The sequence below is a fragment of the Streptomyces sp. NBC_00029 genome (assembly GCF_045160505.1).
Lineage (GTDB): Bacteria > Actinomycetota > Actinomycetes > Streptomycetales > Streptomycetaceae > Streptomyces.
On record NZ_CP108292.1, the window covers coordinates 1,701,003 to 1,723,529 of the forward strand.

Annotated in this window: 17 protein-coding genes and 2 pseudogenes; 10 read left to right on the forward strand and 9 right to left on the reverse strand. The window is 72.3% G+C overall.

What is annotated here, in order from left to right; all coding sequences use genetic code 11:
- Nucleotides 1-13: 13 nt before the first annotated feature.
- Genes OG753_RS08390 through OG753_RS08400 form a run of 3 tightly spaced genes read right to left on the reverse strand, consistent with a single transcriptional unit; the run spans nt 14 to nt 2,617 of the window.
- Nucleotides 14-439: a universal stress protein gene (locus tag OG753_RS08390; protein WP_327261173.1), complete on the reverse strand. Its 426-nt coding sequence runs from the start codon at nt 437-439 to the stop codon at nt 14-16.
- Nucleotides 439-1,971, reverse strand: a complete 1,533-nt coding sequence (locus OG753_RS08395; protein WP_405787900.1) for an APC family permease — start codon at nt 1,969-1,971, stop codon at nt 439-441. The genes OG753_RS08390 and OG753_RS08395 overlap by 1 nt, the downstream gene beginning before the upstream one ends.
- A gap of 52 nt (nt 1,972-2,023) precedes the next feature.
- Entirely contained in the window at nt 2,024-2,617 is a 594-nt protein-coding gene (locus tag OG753_RS08400) for a histidine phosphatase family protein (RefSeq protein ID WP_327261174.1), read from the reverse strand.
- Nucleotides 2,618-2,687: 70 nt separating this feature from the next.
- Here OG753_RS08400 and OG753_RS08405 point away from each other — a divergent pair, with 70 nt between their 5' ends.
- The 4 genes from OG753_RS08405 to OG753_RS08420 are packed head-to-tail and all read left to right on the forward strand — an operon-like array spanning nt 2,688 to nt 6,094.
- Nucleotides 2,688-3,449 (forward strand): YoaK family protein, encoded by a 762-nt coding sequence (locus OG753_RS08405; RefSeq protein WP_327261175.1) that lies wholly within the window; start codon nt 2,688-2,690, stop codon nt 3,447-3,449.
- A gap of 25 nt (nt 3,450-3,474) precedes the next feature.
- Nucleotides 3,475-3,954, forward strand: coding sequence for an Lrp/AsnC family transcriptional regulator (locus tag OG753_RS08410; protein WP_327261176.1), 480 nt, complete (start codon nt 3,475-3,477; stop codon nt 3,952-3,954).
- A gap of 54 nt (nt 3,955-4,008) precedes the next feature.
- Nucleotides 4,009-4,686: an HAD family hydrolase gene (locus OG753_RS08415; protein WP_405787903.1), complete on the forward strand. Its 678-nt coding sequence runs from the start codon at nt 4,009-4,011 to the stop codon at nt 4,684-4,686.
- Nucleotides 4,687-4,735: 49 nt separating this feature from the next.
- Nucleotides 4,736-6,094 (forward strand): cytochrome P450, encoded by a 1,359-nt coding sequence (locus OG753_RS08420; protein ID WP_405787905.1) that lies wholly within the window; start codon nt 4,736-4,738, stop codon nt 6,092-6,094.
- Nucleotides 6,095-6,150: 56 nt separating this feature from the next.
- On the opposite strand, the pseudogene OG753_RS08425 reads toward OG753_RS08420, so the two are convergent.
- Nucleotides 6,151-6,313: pseudogene (locus OG753_RS08425) on the reverse strand (IS481 family transposase); the annotation flags it as partial.
- A 180-nt stretch (nt 6,314-6,493) separates the two neighbouring features.
- On the opposite strand from OG753_RS08425, the gene OG753_RS08430 reads away from it, so the two are divergent.
- On the forward strand, nt 6,494-7,504 hold the full coding sequence (locus tag OG753_RS08430; RefSeq protein ID WP_405787907.1) for a quinone oxidoreductase family protein: 1,011 nt from the start codon (nt 6,494-6,496) through the stop codon (nt 7,502-7,504).
- A gap of 276 nt (nt 7,505-7,780) precedes the next feature.
- Nucleotides 7,781-8,881 (forward strand): FAD-dependent oxidoreductase, encoded by a 1,101-nt coding sequence (locus tag OG753_RS08435; RefSeq protein WP_405792575.1) that lies wholly within the window; start codon nt 7,781-7,783, stop codon nt 8,879-8,881.
- A 780-nt stretch (nt 8,882-9,661) separates the two neighbouring features.
- Here the strand turns inward: OG753_RS08435 and OG753_RS08440 are convergent.
- The 5 genes and pseudogenes from OG753_RS08440 to OG753_RS08460 form a co-directional block, all read right to left on the reverse strand.
- Nucleotides 9,662-11,122, reverse strand: a pseudogene (locus tag OG753_RS08440) (NF041680 family putative transposase).
- A gap of 181 nt (nt 11,123-11,303) precedes the next feature.
- The gene (locus tag OG753_RS08445) at nt 11,304-11,987 is read right to left on the reverse strand and encodes a hypothetical protein (RefSeq protein WP_405787909.1); all 684 of its coding nucleotides are present in this window, start codon (nt 11,985-11,987) and stop codon (nt 11,304-11,306) included.
- A gap of 51 nt (nt 11,988-12,038) precedes the next feature.
- A complete protein-coding gene (locus OG753_RS08450) occupies nt 12,039-12,233 on the reverse strand; it encodes a hypothetical protein (RefSeq protein WP_405787911.1) in 195 nt (64 codons plus the stop codon).
- A gap of 71 nt (nt 12,234-12,304) precedes the next feature.
- Nucleotides 12,305-13,168, reverse strand: coding sequence for an endolytic transglycosylase MltG (gene mltG, locus OG753_RS08455; protein ID WP_327261182.1), 864 nt, complete (start codon nt 13,166-13,168; stop codon nt 12,305-12,307).
- 63 nt (nt 13,169-13,231) lie between these two features.
- Complete coding sequence (locus OG753_RS08460) at nt 13,232-15,094, reverse strand: ABC transporter ATP-binding protein (RefSeq protein ID WP_405787913.1); 1,863 nt, start codon at nt 15,092-15,094, stop codon at nt 13,232-13,234.
- Nucleotides 15,095-15,228: 134 nt separating this feature from the next.
- On the opposite strand from OG753_RS08460, the gene OG753_RS08465 reads away from it, so the two are divergent.
- The 4 genes from OG753_RS08465 (at nt 15,229) to OG753_RS08480 (ending at nt 22,486) form a co-directional block, all read left to right on the forward strand.
- The gene (locus OG753_RS08465; RefSeq protein WP_327261184.1) at nt 15,229-15,681 is read left to right on the forward strand and encodes a MarR family transcriptional regulator; all 453 of its coding nucleotides are present in this window, start codon (nt 15,229-15,231) and stop codon (nt 15,679-15,681) included.
- Between the two features lie 40 nt (nt 15,682-15,721).
- On the forward strand, nt 15,722-18,658 hold the full coding sequence (locus OG753_RS08470; protein WP_405787915.1) for an FAD-binding and (Fe-S)-binding domain-containing protein: 2,937 nt from the start codon (nt 15,722-15,724) through the stop codon (nt 18,656-18,658).
- A gap of 160 nt (nt 18,659-18,818) precedes the next feature.
- Nucleotides 18,819-20,708 (forward strand): ABC transporter ATP-binding protein, encoded by a 1,890-nt coding sequence (locus tag OG753_RS08475; RefSeq protein ID WP_405787917.1) that lies wholly within the window; start codon nt 18,819-18,821, stop codon nt 20,706-20,708.
- Complete coding sequence (locus OG753_RS08480) at nt 20,705-22,486, forward strand: ABC transporter ATP-binding protein (protein ID WP_405787919.1); 1,782 nt, start codon at nt 20,705-20,707, stop codon at nt 22,484-22,486. The genes OG753_RS08475 and OG753_RS08480 overlap by 4 nt, the downstream gene beginning before the upstream one ends.
- Nucleotides 22,487-22,527 lie beyond the last annotated feature (41 nt).

Here is a 22,527-nt window from a genome sequence, read left to right on the forward strand (position 1 = left end):
GAGCCACGGCTGTTCAGGCGCCCTCCGGCCCGGTCGGTACGCACAGCACCGGGATCGGCGAGAGGTGCAGGAGCTTGTGCGGGGTGGACCCGAGCAGGGCCCCGCGCATCGGGCTGTCGCCCCAGCTGCCGACGATGATGACCCGGGCCCGGTGCCGCTCGGCGGCGTCCAGCAGTGCCTGGGCGGGCTTCTCGTCGGCCACCTCGACCGACGAGGGCACACCGGCTGCGTCGGCCTCCTCGACGGCGTGCGCGAGCGCGCTGCGGCCCGCCTGGCGGACGGCTTCGCGGTGGGCGCGGGACTCCTCGCCGGTGGGGCCCGGGGCGGCCGCCCCGTAGACGAGGACCAGGGGCTCGCCGAAGGCGGTGGCCACCTCCAGCGCCACCTGCAGGGCCCGTTCCGCGCCCGGCGACTCGTCGTAACCGAGGACCACGGACATCAGGACCCCCCTTGGTTCTTCCCGGCGTGGACGAGGGCCGGGTCGGCGACCGAGCGGCGCTCCTGCCAGAACCTGCCGTCACGTACCCGCCAGAAGCACATGACGGCCACACCCACGAGGGCGATGCCGATGCCGATGACCAGCGGTGGGCCGAGCCCGAACCAGGAGACGCCGCTGGCGGAGTTCTCCGGGTTGGACATGTCGCCGATCGACTCCACCAGCAGCCAGATCAGCAGGCCGGCGCCGATCACCGGCCCGAGTCCGATCAGCACGAAGTTGTGCAGGTTCTCGAACAGGTGGCGGCGGTAGTAGATGGCGCAGGCCAGGCCGGTGAGCGCGTAGTAGAAGGCGATGAGCAGGGAGAGCGCGGTCAGCGAGTCCAGGAGCGCGTTCTCGCTGATCTGGTTGACGATCAGGTACCAGCCGATGGCGATGCCGGCCACCCACCACGTGCTCACGTCCGGGGTCCGGAACCGCGGGTGGATCTGTGCCAGCTTGTGCGGCAGCGCGTGCCGGCGGGCCATGGACAGGGCCGTGCGGGAGGCGGGGATGATCGTGGTCTGGGTGGAGGCGAGCGCGGAGGTGGAGACCGCGAGGAGCACCACCCAGTCCCAGCCGCCCATGACCTCGTGGGCCAGCACCGCGAAGATGGCCTCCTCCTCGCCCGCGTTCTCGGCGAGGTAGGCGGTGCCCGCGTAGGCGACGACCGCGAAGCCCACGGACAGGTAGGTGACGAGGAGGATCACGGTCGACCAGATGCCCGCCTTGCCGGGTGCGGTGGCCGAGTTCTCCACCTCCTCGGTGAGGTTGACCGCGGACTCCCAGCCCCAGTAGATGAACACGCCGAGCAGCAGTCCGCCGGTGAGGGCGGCGCCGCCGGCGCCGAAGGGGTTGAGCCAGGAGAGGGAGGGCTCGATCTCCTCCAGGCTGCTGGTGCCGGCGTAGACGCGGTAGATGGCGACCACGGCGAAGGCCAGCAGGAAGAAGACCTGGGCGAGGATGAGGATGTCCTGGAGGTGGGCCGAGAGCTCGGTTCCGATGACGCAGATCCCGGTCATGACCAGGATCACCAGGACGGTGAGGCTCTGGCGGATCCACGCGTTGGCGGCCCAGCTGTCGAGTCCGACGGCGAGCAGGCCGAAGTTCACTGCGACGTCCGCGAGCGAGCCGATGACCAGGACGCCGGTCATCGCGATGGCCCAGCCGCCGAGCCAGCCCGCCCAGGGGCCCATGGCCCGGGTGACCCACGAGAAGGTCGTCCCGCAGTCCTGGTCGACCTTGTTGAGGTAGTAGAAGGCGGCGGCGATGAGCAGCATCGGGACGAAGGAGGCCAGCATCACGCCCGGTGCGTAGATGCCGACCAGCGCCACGATCGGCCCGAGGACGGCGGCCAGGGAGTAGGCGGGCGAGGTGGAGTTCAGTCCGATGACGAGCGCGTCGAGGAACCCGATCGCGTTGGCCTTGAGCGCCGCGTCCTGGCCCTCCGGTCCGGCGCCCGCACCGCCCCGGTCCATGTACGAGTCGTGACCCATGTACGAATGGTCACGCACACCGCACCGCCGCGCGAGGCGAGGAGACCCGGGGTCAGGGGCGGGTGTTCCAGCCCGCGATCACGGGGAGGCCGTGCTCCGTGGAGAGCATGCTGACGGTGCCGGTGCGCAGCAGGAACAGCCGGCCGTGCTCGGGCTCCAGGCGCAGGTAGCGGGAGGTCAGGACGCGCAGGAAGTGGCCGTGGGCGACGAGCACCACATCGCCGTCGTCCGCCCGGAGCACCGGGGCGACCCGGGCCAGGGCGCGGTCGGCCCGGGCGCCCACCTGCGCGGCGCTCTCGCCGGGGTGCTCGGCGTCGCCGGGCGGGACGCCGTGGGTCCACAGCGACCAGTCGGGCGTGGTCCTCTGGATCTCCTCGGTGGTGATGCCCTCGTAGCCGCCGTAGTCCCACTCGTACAGGTCGGGGTCGCTCTCGCCGCCGGTGAGCCCCGCGAGCTCGGCGGTGGCGACGGCGCGGCGCAGCGGGCTGGTCAGCACCAGGGCGGGCTGCCGGTCCCGGAAGAAGGGGGCCAGCGAGATGGCCTCCTCGACCCCGCGCGCGGTCAGCGGGAGGTCGGTGCGTCCCGTGTGCCGCCCGTTCGCGCTCCAGGCCGTCTCGCCGTGCCTCACCAGCAACAGGTCGCTCATCCTCCGGACCCTATGCCTTCCGGCATGTCGGCGCCGGAGCACCCGGGCGGGCGTGTCAGTGTCGGGCGTCATGGACGAGAACCGGGAGGCCGGGCGGAGGGCCGGGCCGCCGCCGCTCCCGCCGCACATGCCGGCGCTGATGGTCGTACTGACCGGGGTGACCGGGCTGGTGGAAGCGGTGAGCCTGCTGGCGCTCGGGCCGGCCTTCACGGCGATGCAGACGGGCAATGTGCTGTTCGTGGCCTTCGGGGCGGCGGGGGCGGGGCGTCTGGAGACGCTCGCGCCCGGGGTCTCGTTGGCCGCGTTCGTCGTCGGGGTGGTGTGCGGGTCCCACCTGGAGTCCGTGACCGAGGTCCGCGGTCGGCGCTGGTTCGTCATCGGGCTCGTCGCCGAGGCGGGGCTGATCCTGACCGCTGCGGGCGTCGGCTGGGGGCTGGTCGCGCAGTACGGATCCCCGGCCGTGCGGCATCTGGTGGTGATGGCGGTCCTGGCCACGGCGATGGGGTTGCGAAACACCACGATCATGCGGGCGAACGTGCCCGGCGTGCCGACGACGCTGGTCACCCGGTCCATGACCGCCTTCATCGGCGCGACGGCCATGGGACGGGAGAACACGTACGGATTCAGGACCGCGGGCTGGAAGCTGCGTGGCCTCTCCGTCCTGGCCATGTTCGCCGGCGGGTTCCTCGGGGCGCTGCTGCTGCGGGCCGGTGGGACCGTGGGCTGGCTGCTGCTGCCGGCCGGCGCGACGGTGCTGGTCGTGGGCCTGCTCTACCGGAGCCAGCCCGGGCTGCACACCGATCAGGCACCTGGCCGGGAACGATCGGGGTGAACGGGGCCATTGGTACAGTCGGGGCGTGGCGGTGGACGAGCTCGACACCAGAATCCTGCGCCTGCTGATCGAGCAGCCGCGCACCAGCGTGCGCGAGTACGCCCGCATCCTCGGCGTCGCGCGCGGCACCCTGCAGGCACGGCTGGACCGGCTGGAGCGCACGGGTGTGATCACCGGGACGGGGCCGGTACTCTCCCCCGCAGCCCTGGGCCATCCGGTGCTGGCCTTCGTGCACATCGAGGTCACCCAGGGGCACCTGGATGACGTGGGCGACGCGCTGGCCGCCGTACCGGAGATCATCGAGGCCTTCTCGATCACCGGCGGCGGGGACCTGCTGACCCGCGTGGCGGCCCGGGACAACGGGCACCTGGAGGACGTGATCCAGCGGCTGATCCAGCTCCCGGGCGTGGTCCGCACCCGCACGGAGGTGGCCCTGCGCGAGCGGGTGCCGCACCGGCTGCTGCCACTGGTCGAGTCCGTGGGCCGAAATGCCATGAAATCCTGACAGGGCAGACAGGATTACCGGAACAGAACACGAGCGGCAGGACGGGCGCACCGGATGATTTCCGTCATATTCGATCTCGACGGCACGCTGGTGGACAGCGAGCCGAACTACTACGAGTCCGGGCGCCGCACGCTGGAGCGGCACGGGGTCCCCGATTTCACCTGGGAGCAGCACTCCCGTTTCATCGGCATCGGCACGCTGGAGACGCTGGGGATCCTGCGGGAGCGGTACGCGATCCGGACGCCGGTCGAGCAGCTGCTCGCCGAGCAGAACGCCGCCTACCTGGAGCTGGCCCGTACCCGGACCGAGGTCTTCCCGCAGATGCGCAAACTCGTCGAGCGGCTGCACACCGAGGGAACGGCGATGGCGGTGGCCTCCGGCTCCTCGCTCGAGGCGATCGACGCCGTCCTGGCGGGCACGGGGCTGGACGCGCTGCTGACCACGGTGGTCTCCGCCGAGGAGGTCGCGCACGGCAAGCCCGCTCCGGACGTGTTCCTGGAGGCGGCCCGCCGGCTGGGCGCCGAGCCCGCCGACTGCGTGGTCGTCGAGGACGCGGCGCCGGGGGCGCGGGCCGCCCTTGCCGCGGGCATGGCCTGCATGGCGATCCCGTACGCTCCCGGCATCGCGGGGGACCCGGCCTTCGCGTCCGCCGGGCTCCTCTTCCCGGGCGGACAGCCGGAGTTCAGCGCGGACGCGGCCCACGAATGGCTGGCCGCTCGCCGGGCGCGTTAGAACTGTCCGCTCTCTGGCGCCGTGCGAGGGCGGCTGTCACCATGCCTGCGTGACCGCGACCCTCCCCCGGGACACCCGCAGCGGCGGACCGCGCCGGTGGCCTCTGCTCGGCAACCTGCCCGCCTTCGCCCGTGATCCGCTGGCCTTCTTCGAGTCACTGCGCGACGGCTACGGCGACTGGGTGCCCTGGGCGCTGGGCCCACAGCGCAACATCCTGGTCTCCCGGCCCGAGCACGCCGGCGAACTGCTGGGAGCGGTCGAGTCCACCTTCCGGCCGACGGAACTGGGCTGGGCCTTCCGCCAGTTGCTGGGCAACGGGGTGGTGGTCGCCACCGGGGACGACTGGCGGCGCAAGCGGGCGCTGGTCCAGCCCGCCGTACGGCCCCGCCAGGTGCGCTCGTACGCCTCCACGATGGTGGAGTGCGCGGACGCCCTGGCGAGCGGCTGGCGCGCGGGCGAACGGATCGACGTGCACCGGGAGATGGCCGGGCTCACGCAACGGATCGCGGTGCGCACGCTGTTCGGGAGCGACGCCGCCGGCCGGGAAGCGCCGATCAGCGCGGCCATGGCCACGGCCCAGCGGGAACTGGGGGCGGAGTTCCGGGGGCTGACGCTGTTCCTGCCGCCCTGGGTGCGCACTCCGGGGCGCCGCCGGATGCGGGAGGCCGTGGCGGTGCTCGACCGGGAGATCGAACACGTCATACGGGAGCACGAGGCGGCCTCGGCCGCGGGCGCGGAGCGCGACGACCTCCTCAGCCGGCTGCTCGCGGCCCGCGACGAGAACGGCGGCCCGCTCTCCCGCAAGGAGCTGCGGGACGAGTCGATCACCCTCTACATCGGCGGCCACGAGACCACCTCGACCACCCTGACCTGGGCCTGGCAGCTGCTGTCGGGCGCACCCGCGGCGCGGGCCCGGCTGACGGAGGAGCTGGACCGGGTGCTCGGCGGCCGGCTGCCGACGTACGAGGACTACGCGAGGCTGCCCTGGACGCAGCAGGTGATCAAGGAGGCGCTGCGGATCTATCCGCCGATCTGGCTGATCTCGGCGGTGGCCACGGACGGGGCGACCATCGGCGGGCGGGCGGTGCCGGCCGGGACCTCGGTGTGGACCAGCCCCTGGTCGGTGCACCGGGACCCGCGGTGGTTCCCGGACCCGGAGGCCTTCCGCCCCGAGCGGTGGGACGAGGACGCCCCGCATCCGGTGCCCGAGCACGCCTGGTTCCCCTTCGGCGGCGGCCCGCGGGCCTGCCTGGGGGCGCGGTTCGCCCTGGTGGAGGCCGCGCTCGTGCTGGCCGTGCTGGCGCAGCGGTTCCACCTGGACAGCGGCCGCGAACGCGCCGGGGTCTTCCCGGGACTCACACTGCAGCCGACCGGCCCGGTCCTGGCGACGCTGCGCCCCTCGCCCTAGGTGTCCCGTTCGACGGTGATCCCAGCGCCGGTGAAGAAGGCGTGGGCCCGTTGCCAGAATGTTGCCGAGCTTCTTGATGCCGACGTGCACGAGCTCGCCGGGTTTCTCGCGTTCGTAGCGGCGCATGACGTGCCCGGTCGCGCGGTCGAGGTGGGTCAGGCGGGCCAGCCGGTAACGGGTCAGGGCGCGGTGGACGGTCGAGGGGACCAGGCCGAGCAGGACCCGGGTGCAAAGCAGGCGTCTCAGCTCTCGGCGGGGGCGGCGGGGGCGGCGGGGGCGGCGGGGGCGGCGGGCTGGTCTGCCTGCCGGGAATCGGATCGCCGTCAACGGGGTTGGTGGGGATGAGCCGTTAGTCGCCATCAACGGGGTTGGTGGGGGACGAGCCGTTATTGGAGGGCCATGCGAGCGATTCAGGTGTACGAAGTGGGCGGTCCCGAGGTGCTGCAGGAGGCCACGGTGGACCAGCCGCGGCCGGGTCCGGGCGAGGCGATCGTGGAGGTCGCCGCATCCGGGGTCAACTTCCTCGACGTCTACCACCGCGAAGGCCGGTACAGCCTCCCGCTGCCCTTCACCCCGGGCGCTGAGGGCGCCGGCACGGTCGTCGAAGTTGGACCCGGCGTCGCTGACGTCGCGGTCGGGGACCGGGTCGGTTGGGTGGAGATTCCCGGCACGTATGCCGAGCGGGCCGTCGTGGACTCCTCCCGGCTGGTGCCGCTGCCCGACGACATCGGCTTCGAGACAGCCGCCGCCGTGCTCCTCCAAGGCATGACCGCGCACTATCTCATCAAGGACGCCTACCCGGTTCAGGGGGGCGACACGGTGCTCGTGCATGCGGCTGCTGGTGGCATGGGGCTGCTTCTGACCCAGCTCATCACCCATCTCGGCGGCAGGGTGATCGGCACGACGTCGACCACGGCGAAGGCCGAGCTGGCGAAGCGTGCCGGGGCCGCTGAGGTGATCCTTTCCTCCGCAGTCGACGATCTCGCGGCCGAGGTGAGGCGGCTCAACGGCGGTCAGGGACTGCCGGTTGTCTTCGACGGCGTCGGCGCGCACACCTTCGATGCGAGCCTCGCCAGCCTGCGAACCCGCGGCCATCTCGTGCTCTTCGGCGCGGCAAGTGGTGCCGTGCCTCCGTTTGATCCGATTCGGCTCGCCCACGGCGGTTCGCTGACCCTGATCCGGCCCAGCCTCGGGGACTTCATCGCCGATCGGTCCGAACTGCTCCGGCGGGCCGCCGATGTGTTCGAGTGGGTGCGCTCCAAGGCGCTCGAGGTCACCGTAACGGGCCGCTACGCATTGTCCGAGGCCGCCCAGGCCCACAGCGATCTGGAGGCTCGGCGTACCACCGGCAAGCTGCTCGTCGTACCCGATGCGGCCGCTATCGGACGCCGCGAGGAGACGCAGAGCTGATCGCGGGTGACGAGGTCGGGGATCTTGGAGACTGAGATGTCGAGGCACGGCCGACCGTCATCGCCAAGATCCCCGACCGCTTCAGGCACTCGGCAGGCCAAGATCAAATTCTGGCGGGTTTCGGGCGTGTCCGGGTCACACCCCTTCAAGATCCCTCAGCCGAGACCTGGCTCACCCGTCCACAACCTCCCGGGACAGACCACCTACTAGGGAGCTCTTTCGGCCTGCCCCGGGAAGATCCGGCGCCCACCGCAAGTTAGTAGAAGCGTGAACAACATGACGCGGGGTGCGGACGTGCCGGTGGACGTGGACGTGGTGGTCGTCGGCGCCGGGCAGGCGGGCCTGTCCAGCGCCTACCACCTCACCCGGGCGGGACTCGACCACGTGGTCCTGGACCACGCGCCCCGTCCGGGCGGGGCCTGGCAGTTCCGCTGGCCCTCGCTCACCTACGGCAAGGTCCACGGCCTGCACGCCCTGCCCGGCATGGAGCTGACGGGCGCCGACCCGATGCGTCCGTCGTCCCAGGTCGTCGGGGAGTACTTCGCCGCCTACGAGGACCGCTTCGACCTGCGCGTACGCCGCCCCGTGGACGTGACCGCGGTACGCGAGGGGGATGCGGGCCGGCTGCGCGTGGAGACCTCCGCGGGCATCTGGTCGGCGCGCGCCCTGATCAACGCCACGGGAACCTGGGACCGGCCGTTCTGGCCGCGCTACCGGGGCCAGGAGACCTTCCGCGGCCGCCAGGTGCACACCGCGAACTATCCGGGGCCGCAGGAGTTCTCGGGGGCGCGGGTGATCGTCGTGGGCGGCGGCACCTCGGCGGTGCAGCACCTGCTGGAGATAGCCGAGGTGGCGGCGGAGACCACCTGGGTGACGCGGCGGCCCCCGGTCTTCCGCGACGGGAGCTTCGGCGAGGCCGAGGGCCGGGCCGCGGTGGCCCTGGTGGACGAGCGGGTGCGCCGGGGGCTGCCGCCGCAGAGCGTGGTCAGCGTGACGGGGCTGCCCCTCAACGAGGCGGTCCGGGCCGGTCTGGCCTCGGGCGTGCTCGACCGGCGACCCGCCTTCGACCGGATCACCCCCGCCGGCGTCGCCTGGGCGGACGGGAGCCGGGTGGACGCGGACGTCATCCTGTGGGCCACCGGGTTCCGCGCGGCCGTCGACCACCTCGCCCCGCTGAGGCTTCGCCAGCCGGGCGGAGGCATCCGGGTCGAGGGGACCCGTGCCGTGCGGGACGAGCGGATCCACCTGGTGGGCTACGGCCCGTCGGCGTCGACCATCGGCGCCAACCGCGCGGGCGGCGCCGCGGTCCGCGACATCCGCCGGCTCCTGAACCGGCAGAGGGCCGTAGTGCCGGTGGCCGCAGCGCCGGTGGCCTGAGCCGTCGGGCGGGAGCGCCCTCTAAGCTGGCCGTTTAACCTCGGCGCGAGATGAGCCGGGCGAGTGTCTCTGTGGGCCAGCAGAGCCATGCGAGAAGCGGGCTCATGACCAGGAACCAGTGGACACTGATTCGGCCCTGCTCCTTGTCCAGGATCGCTGGTGCCTCATCCCGGTAGACGTAGCGGAGGTAGCGACGGCGGACCGGCGCTCCAGCCATCAGCAGCACTGGCGAGGCGACAAGGATGGCCAACGGGACCAGGACTTTCACGGCGGTGAGCTTCGCCTTCTCCTCATATCGCATGCGCTCAGCCTGTCGTCTAACCTCAACTCCTTGAAGGGGTGGGTATGGATCAGGCGGTCTTCGAGTCCATCAGGTACTCAGCTGGGTGCCAGGACTGCGGTGCGGAGTTGGAGTGCTGGGGCGTCCAAGCCCTGGTCCACGGCTCCTTGCGATGGGACACGGAGTCCAGGTGTTCAGCCTGCGGGTTTGCGATAGCTGACTGCGGCGGTGATCTGCCTTCCGAACTACGGGGGCGGCTGCTCTCCGAGCGGGGACCAGCCCGCCTCCAGGTGGATCCATCAGCGAGGAACGCTGCGATCATGCGGGTTCTGCGGGCAGAATTTGGCATAGGTCTCGTGGAAGTCAAGACCCTGCTGAGCGAGGTCTTGGCGGGAGCCCACTCAGGCACGATGCCTGAGATGGAGTTCCTGGCCCGCAAGCTGCGCGCGTCTGGCGTCGATGCTGTTGCCGCTCGGCCGTAGAGACCCTGAGCTGGCCATTCAGCTGATTCTCCGGGGTTTCGTGCCGACCTTGTGGTGTGCTGGGCGGGCGTATGCCTCGCCCGTGGCGAGGACGCGTCCGACTTCGTAGCGGGTGGCAGGCTGCTGGTTCTTCGAGCCGAGCGGTCGGCCTGGGCCGGGGCGGGTGGGTTTCGGTGCACCGGCTGGCGTGCCGGTCTTCGCCCGCAGGTTCCTGAACCCCCGCCGAACCCGGGCCGGTGGGAGTCTGTTCGGTTCTGCCGGCCGCTCCCATGGCCGTCAGAGGTCGCGCGCGAGCGGGCGGGCGAGGCGAAGCTGAGCGTGCGCGGCCAGGACGAGCCAGGTCCAGCGGTCGGCGGCCTGCGAGTCTCGCAGTTTCGGGCGGGTCCAGCCGAGTGTCTGCTTGAGCAGGCGGAAGGTGTGTTCCACGTCGAAGCGCCGGAGGAACGCCTGCCAGCACCGGTCGACGTCGTCGGGGCTGGCGCCGGTGCCCGACCACCACAGCCAGACGGGCTTGTTCACCCCGCCGCTGGGCAGTTTCGCGACCGTCAGGCGCATCACGGTGCCCTCGATGATCGGCAACGGGCCCTCGTGGTCAAGCCACGCTGCCCTGTGGGTGAGCCGTGGGTGTAGCCGGTCCCAGGCTTGGGCGGTCGCGGTCCCGTATCGGTTGGTGTTGGTGACGGTGACCGCGGTGACCTCGCCCCATGTGGCCGGGTCGCCGAAGACGAACTCGCCTCCGTGCCTGGGCGGGCGGCCGCCTTGCGGCGGGCAGATCCATGGCACGGGGACGGGTTTGCGCATGACCCGGTCCGAACGGAGCCGGCCCAGCACCTCGACGGGAAGATCACTCAGGAGGTGGGCGATGCGGGGCGCGTCGTAGCCGGCATCGAGGACGACCAAGATGTTCGGGGCCCCTGCCTGCCACTGGCGGGCTTCCACGAGGCGTTCGACGACATCGCGCACCTGGCCGGCGGTGACCGCGGCCAAGTCGGCGCCGGGCTCCAGCCGGATCGCGTCCAGCAACGCGGTCCACGAGGTCCTGCCGGTCTCCAGGGCGGCGACGATCGAGTACGGCCAGCCGGGCACCATCTGGTGCTTGCCCAGGCCGCGTCCGAAGGTATGGCAGAAGGACCGGTCCGAGGAAGTGTCGGCGTCCGGCCGCAACCACGGGGAGACGTCCACGGCCAGCACCAGCCGACCGTCGCCGGCTCGGGGAAGCGGGACGCTGGTCAGTGCCCGCCTCAGCCGGGCGACGTCGATCCGACCGTGGTTGATCCCGGAGTACAAGGCCCCGTGCCCGCGCCGATGCTCGGCAGCGAGCGCCAGGTCCACGAGGGTGCGGACCGGACCGTCGGTGCACAGCAACGCGTCGCACAACTCGAACAGGACGTCACTCCGCGCGGTCAGGCACGCGTACAACTCCGAGCGGAACTCCGCCACCACCGTCAACGCGTCTCGTTCAACCTCGTGCCCGACCAGCCTGTCGCTCAGCACAGGATCGACCCGCGGCCCCTCACGCAGCTGGTGAACTGGGAAAACACCGAACAAGTTCGACCCTCGTTCGACGCCGGACCATAAACGACAAGCTAAGACTAAGGCCCTGTCCTCAAAGTCCCGCCTGGCCCGCGGCGCCCGACCGGTGCTACTTCGACGACAGGACCTAGCGCGCCCCGACCGGGAATTCCCGGTCCGGGGTGGCGGCGGCCTGCGCCTCCTCGTCCGCGTAGACGCGGACCGTTCCGTCCCGCACGTCGACGACCGGGTACCGCCAGTTCTCGGTGGGCCCCGGGACCAGGACGTGCGGGACCCGCAGGTCCGCGTCGTAGACCAGGAGGGAGACGATGTCGTGGAGCCACTCGCCGATGGTGTACCCCTGCTCCGGGTGGTCGTCCGGACCGCCGATCCGGATGACGAAGAACCGCTCCTCCAGCCAGTGGCCGCCGTCGTCCAGCCAGTGCCCCTCCAGGAGGGGCACGCCGTCCACCCACAGCCGCGCCTCGACGGGGCCGCCCCGCAGCAGCATCACCGTGCTGTGGCGGTCGCCGCCGCTGAAACCGACCCGGATCCCGTGCGGGCTGTAGCAGTCGATGAAGGAGCTGCACGCCCCCGGGACCGGGCCGCTGCGGCTGAAGGGACGTCCGTCCGTCCGTGGCCCGGGGTCCTGCCCGCAGACCTCGGGGGCGCGGCAGGCCCGGTCGACACGCCGGGAACAGCCGAGCCCCATGGCCGCGAGATCGCGCGGGGCCGCCCGCGAGAGCAGTTCGGCGAGGCGGTCGCGGTAGCGCTCCTCGCCGATGAGCGCGACGAGACCGTTCTGCTCGCGCCACCACAGGCGCAGGTCCACGCCGGCCGGGGAACGGGCCAGCCAGTCCGCCCAGGCCGCGGTCTGCGACCCTCAGCGTTCTTCGATCAGCTGCCGCCGGGCGGCGTCCGCCCGCTCGGCGCGTATCGCCTCCTCGGTGCGTACCGGTCCCTCGGCGCGCATCGCCTCCGGCTCGGCGCTCCCGCCGGTCCCCGCAGGCAGGTCCTCGCCGGCCGCGGGGGCACTCGCCCCGCCGCCAGACGGCTTCGTCCTCCATGGCCACTTCACGGCTCGACCCCCTCGGTGCCCGCGCATCCCGCAGCCGCCGATCGTAGGTCCGCCCCCGGAGCCGGCGCCCCTCATTTCCCGGCGGGACCGGCCTGACCTGTGCGGGGGCCCGCGTTCACGCGGAGCCGGTTGAACTCCGCCACGTGCTTCTTGTGTTCCTCGTACGTCGCCGAGAAGCGGGTGTCGCCCTGCTTGACGGTGACGAAGAACAGCCAGTCCCCGGGGGTGGGGGCAACCGCGGCCGCCATGGCCTGCAGTCCGGGGCTGTCGATGGGCGTGGGCGGCAGTCCCTGGCGTTCGTAGGTGTTGAAGGGGCTGTCGATCCGGGTGTCGCTCAGCGTGGTGTCCAGGGTGCTGCGGTTCAGCGCGTAGTTGATGGTGGAGTCCATCTGGAGCGGCATCGACTTCGCGAGCCGGTTGTGCACGACCCGTGCGACCTTGCCCATGTCGGCGCGGCTCTCGGCCTCCGCCTCGATGATGCTGGCCAGGGTGGCGGTCTGGTACGGGGTCATCCCGTGGGCCCTGCCGCCGTCGGCGACGGCTCTGGTGGCGAGCTTCTCGTTCGCCGTCCGCACCATGTGCGCGAGGAGCGTGGCCGGAGTGGAGCTCGAGGTCACCGGGTACGTCGCCGGGAAGAGGTAGCCCTCGGGATTGCCCTTGGCCTCCGCGGGCAGGGCCAGCCCGGCGGTGGGCACCGCCGCCTTGGTGGACCCCGGCGGGAGCTTCAGCTCGCGGTCGACCGCGGCGTACACCTGCGGGGCACGCCAGCCCTCGGGGATCAGCAGGGTGCGTGGCGTCTGCGGCGCTTCGCCACCGCGCAGTATGGGAATCAGGAGGGCCGCACCGATCGCGATCAGCGTGCCGAGGAAGAGCGCCAGCCGGCCCCGGCGGGTCAGCCGGGAACGGCGCTGCGGCGGCCAGTACTCATGACGCATGCGGGAACGCTAACCCGCGATCCATCACATTTCCGGCATCCGACCCGTGCGTCGGTCATACGGTCACACATTCACCGGAGCCAGCTGGACGCCCTCGGGCGGCTCGGGCGTCAGCGCGGCGTCGCGGTCCCGACGGACCAGGGCGGCGTACCGGCCGTCCGCCTTCAGCAGCTCCTCGTGGGTGCCGCGCTCGGCGATGCGCCCGGCGTCCAGGACCACGATCTGGTCGGCGTCGCGGACGGTGGAGAGACGGTGCGCGATGGTGATGGTGGTGCGGCCCGCGGAGAGGTTGTCGATGGCCTGCTGCACGGCGTGCTCGGTGCGGGTGTCCAGGGCGCTGGTGGCCTCGTCGAGGATCAGCACGGGCGGGTCCCGCAGGATGGTGCGCGCAATGGCCAGGCGCTGCTTCTCGCCCCCGGAGAAACGGTAGCCGCGCTCGCCGACCAGGGTGTCGTACCCGTCGGGCAGGGAGGTGATGTGCTCGTGGATCTGGGCCGCACGGGCCGCGTCGGCGATCTCCTCGTCGGTGGCCTCCGGCTTGGCGAAGCGCAGGTTGTCGGCGACCGAGGCGTGGAAGAGGTAGGTCTCCTGGGAGACCACGCCGATCGAGCGGGCCAGCGAGTCGAAGTCCAGATGGCGCACGTCCACCCCGTCGAGGGCGACCCGGCCGCCGGTGACGTCGTAGAGCCGGGGCACCAGGTAGCTGAGCGTGCTCTTGCCGGAGCCGGTCGGGCCGACCACGGCGAGGGAGCCGCCGGCGGGGACGGTGATGTCGATGCCCGAGAGGGTCGGGCCGTTCTTGGCCTCGTACGTGAAGTGCACGTCCTCCAGGGTGACCTCGCCCTTGGCCCGGTCCAGCCGCACCGCGTCCGCGCGCTCGGTGATGTCCACCGGCAGGTCGAGGTACTCGAAGATACGGGCGAACAGCGCGAGCGAGGTCTGTATCTGCACGCCGGTCGACAGCAGGCTCACGGCGGGCCGGAACAGGCCCTGCTGGAGGGTGACGAAGGCGACGAGGGTGCCGACGGAGAGCGAGGGGGCGCCCGTCTGGAGGGCTATGCCGGCCGCCCAGTAGATCAGCGCGGGCATCGCGGCCATCACGATGCCGATGGTGGACATCCGCCAGCGCCCGGCCATGCTGGAGCGCACCTCGAGGTCGACGAGCTTCTCCGACTCCGCGGAGAAGGCAGCGGTGAGGGACTCGGAGCGGCCCATGGTCCGACCGAGCAGGATGCCGCTCACCGACAGCGACTCGGTGACCGTCGCGGCCATGGCGGCCATCTGTTTCTGCCGCTTCGTCGTGATCCTCTTGCGCTCGTGTCCGACCCGCCGGCTGATCCACACGAAGACGGGCAGCAGGAGCAGCGAGACGAGGGTGAGCCGCCAGTCGAGCGCGAGCATCGCGACCACCGTGGCGATGACGGCCGTCAGGTTCGAGACGAGCGAGGTCGCGGTGGAGGTGACGGTGGCCTGCATGCCGCCGATGTCGTTCGCTATGCGGGACTGCACCTCCCCGGTGCGCGTCCGCGTGAAGAAGGCCAGCGGCATCCGCTGGAGCTGCGCGTAGACGGCGGTGCGCAGGTCGTGCATGACGCGCTGGCCGACGGTGGTGGAGATGAAGGTCTGGAGCACACCGAAGACGCTGGTGACGACGGCGGTCAGGATCATGCCGAGCGCGAGCAGGCTGAGCAGCCCCGTGCGGCCCTCCGGGATCGCGACGTCGAGTATCTCGCGGAGCATGAACGGCGAGGCGACGCCGACCAGCGAGGAGGCGCCGACCAGCAGGCCGACGACGGCGAGCCGGCCGCGGTAGGGCCGGAATAGCCCCACGATGCGACGCAGCTCCCTCGGCTGCTCCGCGGGGGCGGGACGGGTGGGGTCGATGGGCTCTTTCGATGGGATCCACTTCGGTTCGTCGTGTGGCATGGGCACCCTCTCGGGGGTCAGGAGTCGGGGTCGAGGTCGTGGCGCGGTCCCCTCCGGCGCAGTCGGGACACCATTGGAGCATAGGTCATTGTTACCTATGCTCACAATGAACGGCATCCTGATATCGTTCCCGCATGAGCTCCGCCTCCGACAGCGATCGTCTCCTCGCCGAACAGCTCCTGCGCCTGACGCGCAGGCTCCACCGGATCCAGAAGCGCCACATGGTGCCGCTCGGGATCACTCCCGCCCAGGGTCGTTTGCTGCGCCTCGTCTCGCACTACGAGGACGACCGGGCACCCCGGATGGCGGATCTCGCCGCGCGTCTGGAAGTCGTCCCCCGCGCGGTCACCACCCTCGTGGACGGCCTGGAGGCGGCCGGGTGCGTAAGGCGCGCACCCGATCCTGCGAACCGCCGCGTCATCCGCATCGAGCTCACCGACACCGGCCGCGCCACGCTGCGCCGTCTGCGCAACGCGCGAACCGACGCCGCGGAGGAGATCCTGGCTCCGTTGACCGCCGGCCAGCGCGAAGTGCTCGGCGGTCTGCTGAACGCCCTGTCGGACGCCCCGGCGGAGCACACCTGCTGAGTAGGCCACCCGTGGGCCCGGACGACGCGAGGGGTCGCAGATGCCGCTGCTGGAACCGAAGCCGGGGGCGCTGCGCCCCCGCAGCATCAGCGGCCCCGCCCCCGACCGGGTCCCCGCGCACCGGGCCGGCGGCACGCCGGAACCGCTGCGCACCGAGCTGACCGAGCTGCTCGGCCCCGGGAAGGTGCTCTGGAAGGTCTCCGACCTGGTCCGCTACGCCTCCGACGCCTCCCCCTACCGCTTCGTGCCCCAGGTCGTGGTGATCGCCGAGAACATCGACGACGTCTCCACCGTGCTCTCGTACGCCCACGGCCGACAGCGCGAGGTCGTCTTCCGCGCCGCCGGGACCTCGCTCAACGGCCAGGCCCAGGGCGAGGACATCCTGGTCGACGTACGCCGCCACTGGGCCGGGATCGAGGTGCTCCAGGAGGGCCGGCTGGCCCGGATCCGGCCCGGCACCACCGTGGCCCGGGCCAACGCGGCCCTCGCCCGCCACGGCCGGATCCTCGGCCCCGACCCCGCGAGCGCCCTCGCCTGCACCCTCGGCGGGGTCGTCGCCAACAACGCGTCCGGGATGACGGCGGGCACCACGCGCAACTCCTACCGCACGCTCTCCTCCCTCAGCTTCGTCCTGCCCGGCGGCACCGTCGTGGACACCGCCGACCCACTGGCCGACGAGGAGCTGGCGCGTGCCGAACCGGCCCTGTGCCACGGCCTGATGGAGATCAAGCGGGAGATCGAGGCCGACCCGGCGCTGGCCGCGCGGATCCGCGCCAAGTACGAGATCAAGAACACCACCGGATACCGCCTCGACGCCTACCTGGACGGCGCCACTCCCGTCGAGATCCTGCGGGGGCTCATGGTCGGCTCGGAGGGCACCCTCGGCTTCATCTCCGAGGTCGTCTTCGACACCCTCCCCCTGGACCGCGAAGTCTGCTCCGCCCTGCTGTTCTTCCCGTCGCTGCCCGCGGCGGCCGCGGCCGTCCCCCTCTTCAACGAGGCGGGCGCCGTCGCCGTCGAGCTGATGGACGGGAACACCCTGCGCGCCTCGGTCAGTGTCGCGGGGGTGCCCGCCGACTGGGCGGACCTGCCCGGGCCGACCACGGCCCTGCTCGTGGAGTTCCGGGCGCCGGACACGGCCGGCCGGGACGCCTGTGCGCGCCGGGCCGCCCGCGTCCTCGACGGGCTCGGCCTGGTCGCCCCGGTGGCCTCGGTCACCAACGCCTTCACCAGCGACCCGAAGACCGTGGGCGGCTACTGGCGGGCCCGGAAGGCCTTCGTCACGGCCGTCGGCGGAGCCCGCGCCCGGGGCACCACCCTGATCACCGAGGACTTCGCGGTGCCCCCGTCCCGGCTGGCCGAAGCCTGCGAGGCGCTCCTCGCGCTCCAGGCGGAGCACGGCTTCGACGCGGCAATCGCCGGTCACGCGGCCCACGGCAACCTGCACTTCATGCTGGCCTTCGACGCCGCCGACCCCACCGACGTCGAGCGGTACGCGGCCTTCATGGAGGCCTTCTGCCGGCTCACCGTGGAGCGGTTCGACGGCTCCCTGAAGGCCGAGCACTCCACGGGCCGCAACATGGCCCCCTTCCTCGAACTGGAATGGGGACCGCAGGCGGCGGGCCTGATGTGGCGCACCAAGCGGCTCGTCGACCCGGACGGGGTGCTCGCCCCGCGCATCCTCCTCGACCGGGACCCGCGGGCCCATCTGCGCGGCCTGAAGACCATTCCGCAGGTGGAGGCGGTGGCCGACCCCTGCATCGAGTGCGGCTTCTGCGAACCGGTCTGCCCCAGCCAGGACCTGACGACCACTCCGCGCCAGCGGATCGTGCTGCGCCGCGAAATGATGCGCCAGCAGCCCGGCTCACCGGTGCTCGACGGCCTGCTCGCCGCCTACGGCTACGACGCGGTGGACACCTGCGCGGGCGACTCCACCTGCAAGCTCGCCTGCCCGGTCGGCATCGACACCGGGGCACTGATGAAGGACTTCCGCCACCGCCGCCACGGCCCGCGCGAGGAGGCCGCCGCCGCGCTGGCCGCCCGGCGGTTCGCGGCCGCCGAGTCCGCCGCCCGGCTGACCGTGGCCGCCGCCGGCCTGATCCCCTCCCGCGTCGGGGACCGGTTGCTGGAGGCGGTCACCGGGGCCGCGCGCAAGGCCGTACGTCCGGACCTCGTTCCGCGGTGGCTCGCGGAGCTCCCCGGCGCCGCCGCGCGGCGGCTGCCCGCGACCCGACGGGTGGGCGCCACGGCCGTGTACTACCCGGCCTGCGTCAACCGGATCTTCGGCAACCCCGGGGGCCGCACCGGCCCCTCCCTGCCGGAGGCCGTGGTGGCCGTTTCGGAGCGGGCCGGGCGGCCCGTCTGGATCCCCCGGGACGTCGGCGGTACCTGCTGCGCGACGATCTGGCACTCCAAGGGCTACGAGGCCGGCACCCGGGTGATGGCGAACCGGATCGTCGAGGCGGCCTGGGGCTGGACGGCCGGCGGGCGGCTTCCGCTGGTCGTCGACGCCTCCTCCTGCACACTGGGGCTCGCCCGCGAGGTGGTCCCGTACCTCACGCCGGAGAACCGGGCCCTCCACGCGGAGCTGCGCGTCCTCGACTCGGTCGTGTGGGCCGCCGAGGAGCTGCTGCCGCACCTGGACGTCCGGCGCACCGTGGGCTCGGCCGTGCTCCACCCCACCTGCTCGATGCGCCACTTGGGCGACGAGGACGGGCTGCGGGCGGTCGCGCAGGCGTGCGCCGACGAGGTGGTGGTCCCGGTCGACGCGGGCTGCTGCGCCTTCGCGGGCGACCGGGGCATGCTGCACCCGGAACTGACGGCGTCGGCCACGGCGCGCGAGGCGGCTGAGGTGACCGCGCGGGCCTTCGACGCCCATCTGTCGGCGAACCGGATGTGCGAGGTGGGCATGGACCGGGCGACGGGGCGGAGTTACTATTCGGCGCTGCTCGAACTGGAGCACGCCACCCGTCCGTGAGCGCCGGGGCGTGCGACCCCGGTGACCAGGCACCACGTCAGCGGTCGACGCCGCAAACCTGCTGGCTCAAAGACGCAGTCCGCGGAAAATCGATTGCCCGCCGCCGGTCCGGAAGGCGAACCTTGCACGGTTTGAACCACTCGACCAGTCATGGGGCGTCATGCAGATCAGCGATCTTCCGTATCCGGATCCAGGGGTACCCGACGCTCGTTCCGGCCCCCGGTTCCTGCTGTGGCTGGGGCGCGGTCAGCTCGGCGGACAGCTGAAGAGCCTGTGCTGGGGGATGCTGCACTTCTCCGGCGTCGCCGGACTGCCGTACGCCGTCGGGCTCGGCGTCGGCGCGGTCGCCGACCACGAGCCGAACCGGTTGCTGCTCGCGGGCGCCCTGCTCCTCGTCATCGGCGTCGCCATCTCGGTCGGCGACGCCATGCTGCACCGCACCGCCGTCACCAACTGGATCACCGCCGCGGCGCGCGTGCAGCAGCTCCTCGCGCGCAAGACGGCCGAACTGGGCTCCGCCCTCACCCGCCGGGTCGCCGCGGGCGAAGTGGTCGCGGTCTCCACGGGCGACGTCGAGAAGATCGGATGGTTCGTCGAGGCGGTCTCACGCTTCCTCGCGGCCGTCTTCTCCGTCGTCCTCGTCTGCGTCGGCCTGCTGTTCTTCGCTCCCGAGCTCGGTGTGGTCGTGGCCGTCGGCGTGCCGCTGATCGCCCTGGCCTCACTGCCGCTGCTGCCGCGCGCCACCCAACGCGCCGACGTCCAGCGGGAGAAGGCGGGCAAGGCGACCGAGCTGGCCTCCGACACCGTCGCGGGTCTGCGCGTGCTGCGCGGCATCGGCGGCGAGGAGCTGTTCCTCGGCCGCTACCGCGAGGCCTCGCAGGAGGTCCGCAAGGCCGCCGTGCGCAGTGCCCGGATGTGGGCGCTGATCGCCGCGATCCAGGTGGTGCTCCCGGGCGCGCTGATGATCACGGTGGTCTGGTACGGGGCGACGCTCGTCTCGAACGGGCGCATCGAGGTGGGTGAGCTCGTCGCCGCGTTCAGCGCGGTGGCCACGCTGCTCTATCCCCTGCGGCACTTCGAGGAGATCGCCATGGCGTACTCCTTCTCGCGTCCCTCCGCCAAGCGGGCCGCCCGGGTGCTGTCGCTGACCCGGACGGACGCCGCCGAGCGTCCCGCGCGCACCGATCCGGTGAAGGCGCCGGCCGCGGGCGGGGACCTGTACGACCCGCAGACCGGGCTGCTGGCCCCCGCGGGCCGGTTCACCGCCGTCGTGTGCGGGGACCCGGACCTGGCGGGACGGCTCGCCGAACGCCTGGGCGGCCACCCCATGGACGGGAACCAGGAGCCCGCCGACGAGGACGGGGACGGGGAGGGGGAGGACGCAGCGGACGCTGCGGTCGACGCGACGCCGTCCGTTCTCCTCGGCGGGGTCGCGCTGGACGAGCTCGAACTGGACACCGCGCGCACCCTGGTCCTCGTACAGGACAAGGATCCGGTGCTGCTGTCCGGGACGTTGCGGGAGCTGCTCGACGTACCGTCCTCCGGAGCGACCCCGGCCGGCGCCGCCCTGGACGCGGCCCAGTGCGCGGACGTTCTGGACGCGCTGCTGCAGTCGGCGCCGGACGGCGCCCTGGACCCGATGGACGCGCGGATCACCGAGCGTGGCCGCTCCCTGTCGGGAGGCCAGCGCCAGCGTCTCGCACTGGCGCGGTCCCTGGTCACCGACCCGGAGGTGCTGGTGCTCGACGAGCCGACCTCGGCGGTCGACTCGCACACCGAGGCGCGGATCGCGGACGGGATCGCGGCCCTGCGCGCCGGGCGGACCACGGTGGTACTGGCGTCCTCGCCGCTGCTGCTGGACCGCGCGGACCGGGTGGTGCTCATCGACGGGGGCACGGCGGTCGCGGCCGGTACCCACCGCGAGCTGCTGCACGGCGAGCCGCGCTACCGGGCGGTCGTCACCCGCGAGACCGAGGAGGAGCAGCGGCTCGGCGGGCTGGAACTGACAGAGCTGGAAGAAGCACTCACAGAGATCGAGGAATCCGCATGATCGGCGTGGCGCCGCCGGAGTACGACCCGGCGGCCCCCGAATCGGCCGCGACCCTGCCCGTGGGCACGTCGGCGACCGTACGGGGCTATGTGCGCGGCCTGTTCCGGCGCCACCGGCGGGCCTTCGTGGTGCTGGTGAGCGTCAACGCGGCCGCGGTGATCGCCTCCATGGTCGGCCCCTACCTGCTTGGCCGGGTCGTGGACGATCTCTCGGCGGGGGCTCGCGAGCTGCATCTGGGGCGGGTGGCGCTGCTGTTCGCGCTGGCGCTGGCGGTCCAGACGTTCTTCGTCCGGCTGGTCCGGCTGCGCGGGGCGATGCTGGGCGAGGAGATGCTGGCCGATCTGCGCGAGGACTTCCTGGTGCGGTCGGTGGGTCTGCCGCCGGGCGTGCTGGAGCGGGCCGGTACCGGTGACCTGCTGTCGCGGATCACCACCGACATCGACCGGCTGGCGAACGCGATGCGCGAGGCCGTGCCGCAGCTGGCCATCGGCGTGGTGTGGGCGGGGCTGCTGTTCGGGGCGCTCGCGGTGACCGCGCCGCCGCTGGCGCTGGCCGCGCTGGTGGCGCTGCCGGTGCTGGTGATCGGCTGCCGCTGGTACTTCCGGCGTGCGCCGTCCGCGTACCGATCGGAGGCGGCCGGCTACGCGGCGGTCTCCGCCGTGCTCACCGAGACGGTGGACGCGGGCCGCACGGTCGAGGCGCACCGCCTCGGGCCGGAGCGGATCGCGCTGTCGGAGCGCCGGATCTCGCAGTGGGTCGCGTGGGAGCGGTACACCCTCTTCCTGCGGACGGTCCTCTTCCCCGTCATCAACGTGACCTTCGTGACGATCCTCGGCTCGGTGTTGCTGATCGGCGGCTACTGCGTACTGCAGGGCTGGATGTCGGTCGGGCAGCTGACCACGGGCGCGCTGCTGGCGCAGATGCTGGTCGATCCGATCGGTCTGATCCTGCGCTGGTACGACGAGCTGCAGGTCGCCCAGGTCTCGCTCGGCCGGCTGGTGGGCGTGCGGGAGATCGAACCGGACGCGGGGGACGCGAAGGTGGCGCCGGAGGGCCGGGACGTGCGGGCGCAGGAGGTCCACTTCGGCTACCGGGAGGGCGTCGACGTCCTGCACCAGGTGTCGATGTCCGTGCCGCCGGGCACCCGGATGGCACTGGTCGGGCCTTCGGGTGCGGGCAAGTCCACCCTGGGACGGCTGCTCGCGGGCATCTACGCGCCCCGGACCGGCGAGGTCACCCTCGGCGGGGCGCGGCTGTCACGGATGCCGGCGGAGCGGGTGCGCGAGCACGTGGCCCTGGTCAACCAGGAGCACCACGTGTTCGTGGGCACGCTGCGGGACAACCTCCGCCTCGCGCGGACGGGCGCCGGGGACGCCGAGCTGTGGGCGGCCCTGGGCGCGGTGGACGCCGACGGCTGGGCGCGGGCCATGGAGGCCGGTCTGGACACCGAGGTCGGTTCGGGCGGCACGGCGCTGACCCCGGCGCAGGCTCAGCAGATCGCTCTGGCCCGGCTGGTGCTGGCGGATCCGCACACGCTGGTGCTCGACGAGGCCACCTCGCTGCTGGACCCGCGTGCGGCACGGCACTTGGAGCGCTCGCTGGCCCGGGTGCTGGACGGCCGTACGGTCATCGCCATCGCGCACCGGCTGCACACCGCGCACGACGCCGATGTGATCGCGGTGGTCGAGGGCGGCCGGATCAGCGAACTGGGCTCGCACGACGAGCTGGTCGCGGCCAACGGTGCGTACGCGGCGCTGTGGCGGTCCTGGCACGGCTGAGCCGGACCGGGCGGGCGCCGGGCGGCGGGCGGGAGGTGATC

Bases quoted from the DNA above. Each gene is read 5' to 3' on its own strand.
- OG753_RS08400 (WP_327261174.1), bottom strand. From the start codon at position 2,617: ATGAGCGACCTGTTGCTGGTGAGGCACGGCGAGACGGCCTGGAGCGCG.
- OG753_RS08475 (WP_405787917.1), top strand. From the start codon at position 18,819: ATGCAGATCAGCGATCTTCCGTATCCGGATCCAGGGGTACCCGACGCT.
- OG753_RS08395 (WP_405787900.1), bottom strand. From the start codon at position 1,971: ATGGGTCACGACTCGTACATGGACCGGGGCGGTGCGGGCGCCGGACCG.
- OG753_RS08435 (WP_405792575.1), top strand. From the start codon at position 7,781: ATGACGCGGGGTGCGGACGTGCCGGTGGACGTGGACGTGGTGGTCGTC.
- OG753_RS08390 (WP_327261173.1), bottom strand. From the start codon at position 439: ATGTCCGTGGTCCTCGGTTACGACGAGTCGCCGGGCGCGGAACGGGCC.
- mltG (WP_327261182.1), bottom strand. From the start codon at position 13,168: ATGCGTCATGAGTACTGGCCGCCGCAGCGCCGTTCCCGGCTGACCCGC.
- OG753_RS08460 (WP_405787913.1), bottom strand. From the start codon at position 15,094: ATGCCACACGACGAACCGAAGTGGATCCCATCGAAAGAGCCCATCGAC.
- OG753_RS08480 (WP_405787919.1), top strand. From the start codon at position 20,705: ATGATCGGCGTGGCGCCGCCGGAGTACGACCCGGCGGCCCCCGAATCG.
- OG753_RS08415 (WP_405787903.1), top strand. From the start codon at position 4,009: ATGATTTCCGTCATATTCGATCTCGACGGCACGCTGGTGGACAGCGAG.
- OG753_RS08465 (WP_327261184.1), top strand. From the start codon at position 15,229: ATGAGCTCCGCCTCCGACAGCGATCGTCTCCTCGCCGAACAGCTCCTG.
- OG753_RS08405 (WP_327261175.1), top strand. From the start codon at position 2,688: ATGGACGAGAACCGGGAGGCCGGGCGGAGGGCCGGGCCGCCGCCGCTC.
- OG753_RS08430 (WP_405787907.1), top strand. From the start codon at position 6,494: ATGCGAGCGATTCAGGTGTACGAAGTGGGCGGTCCCGAGGTGCTGCAG.
- OG753_RS08470 (WP_405787915.1), top strand. From the start codon at position 15,722: ATGCCGCTGCTGGAACCGAAGCCGGGGGCGCTGCGCCCCCGCAGCATC.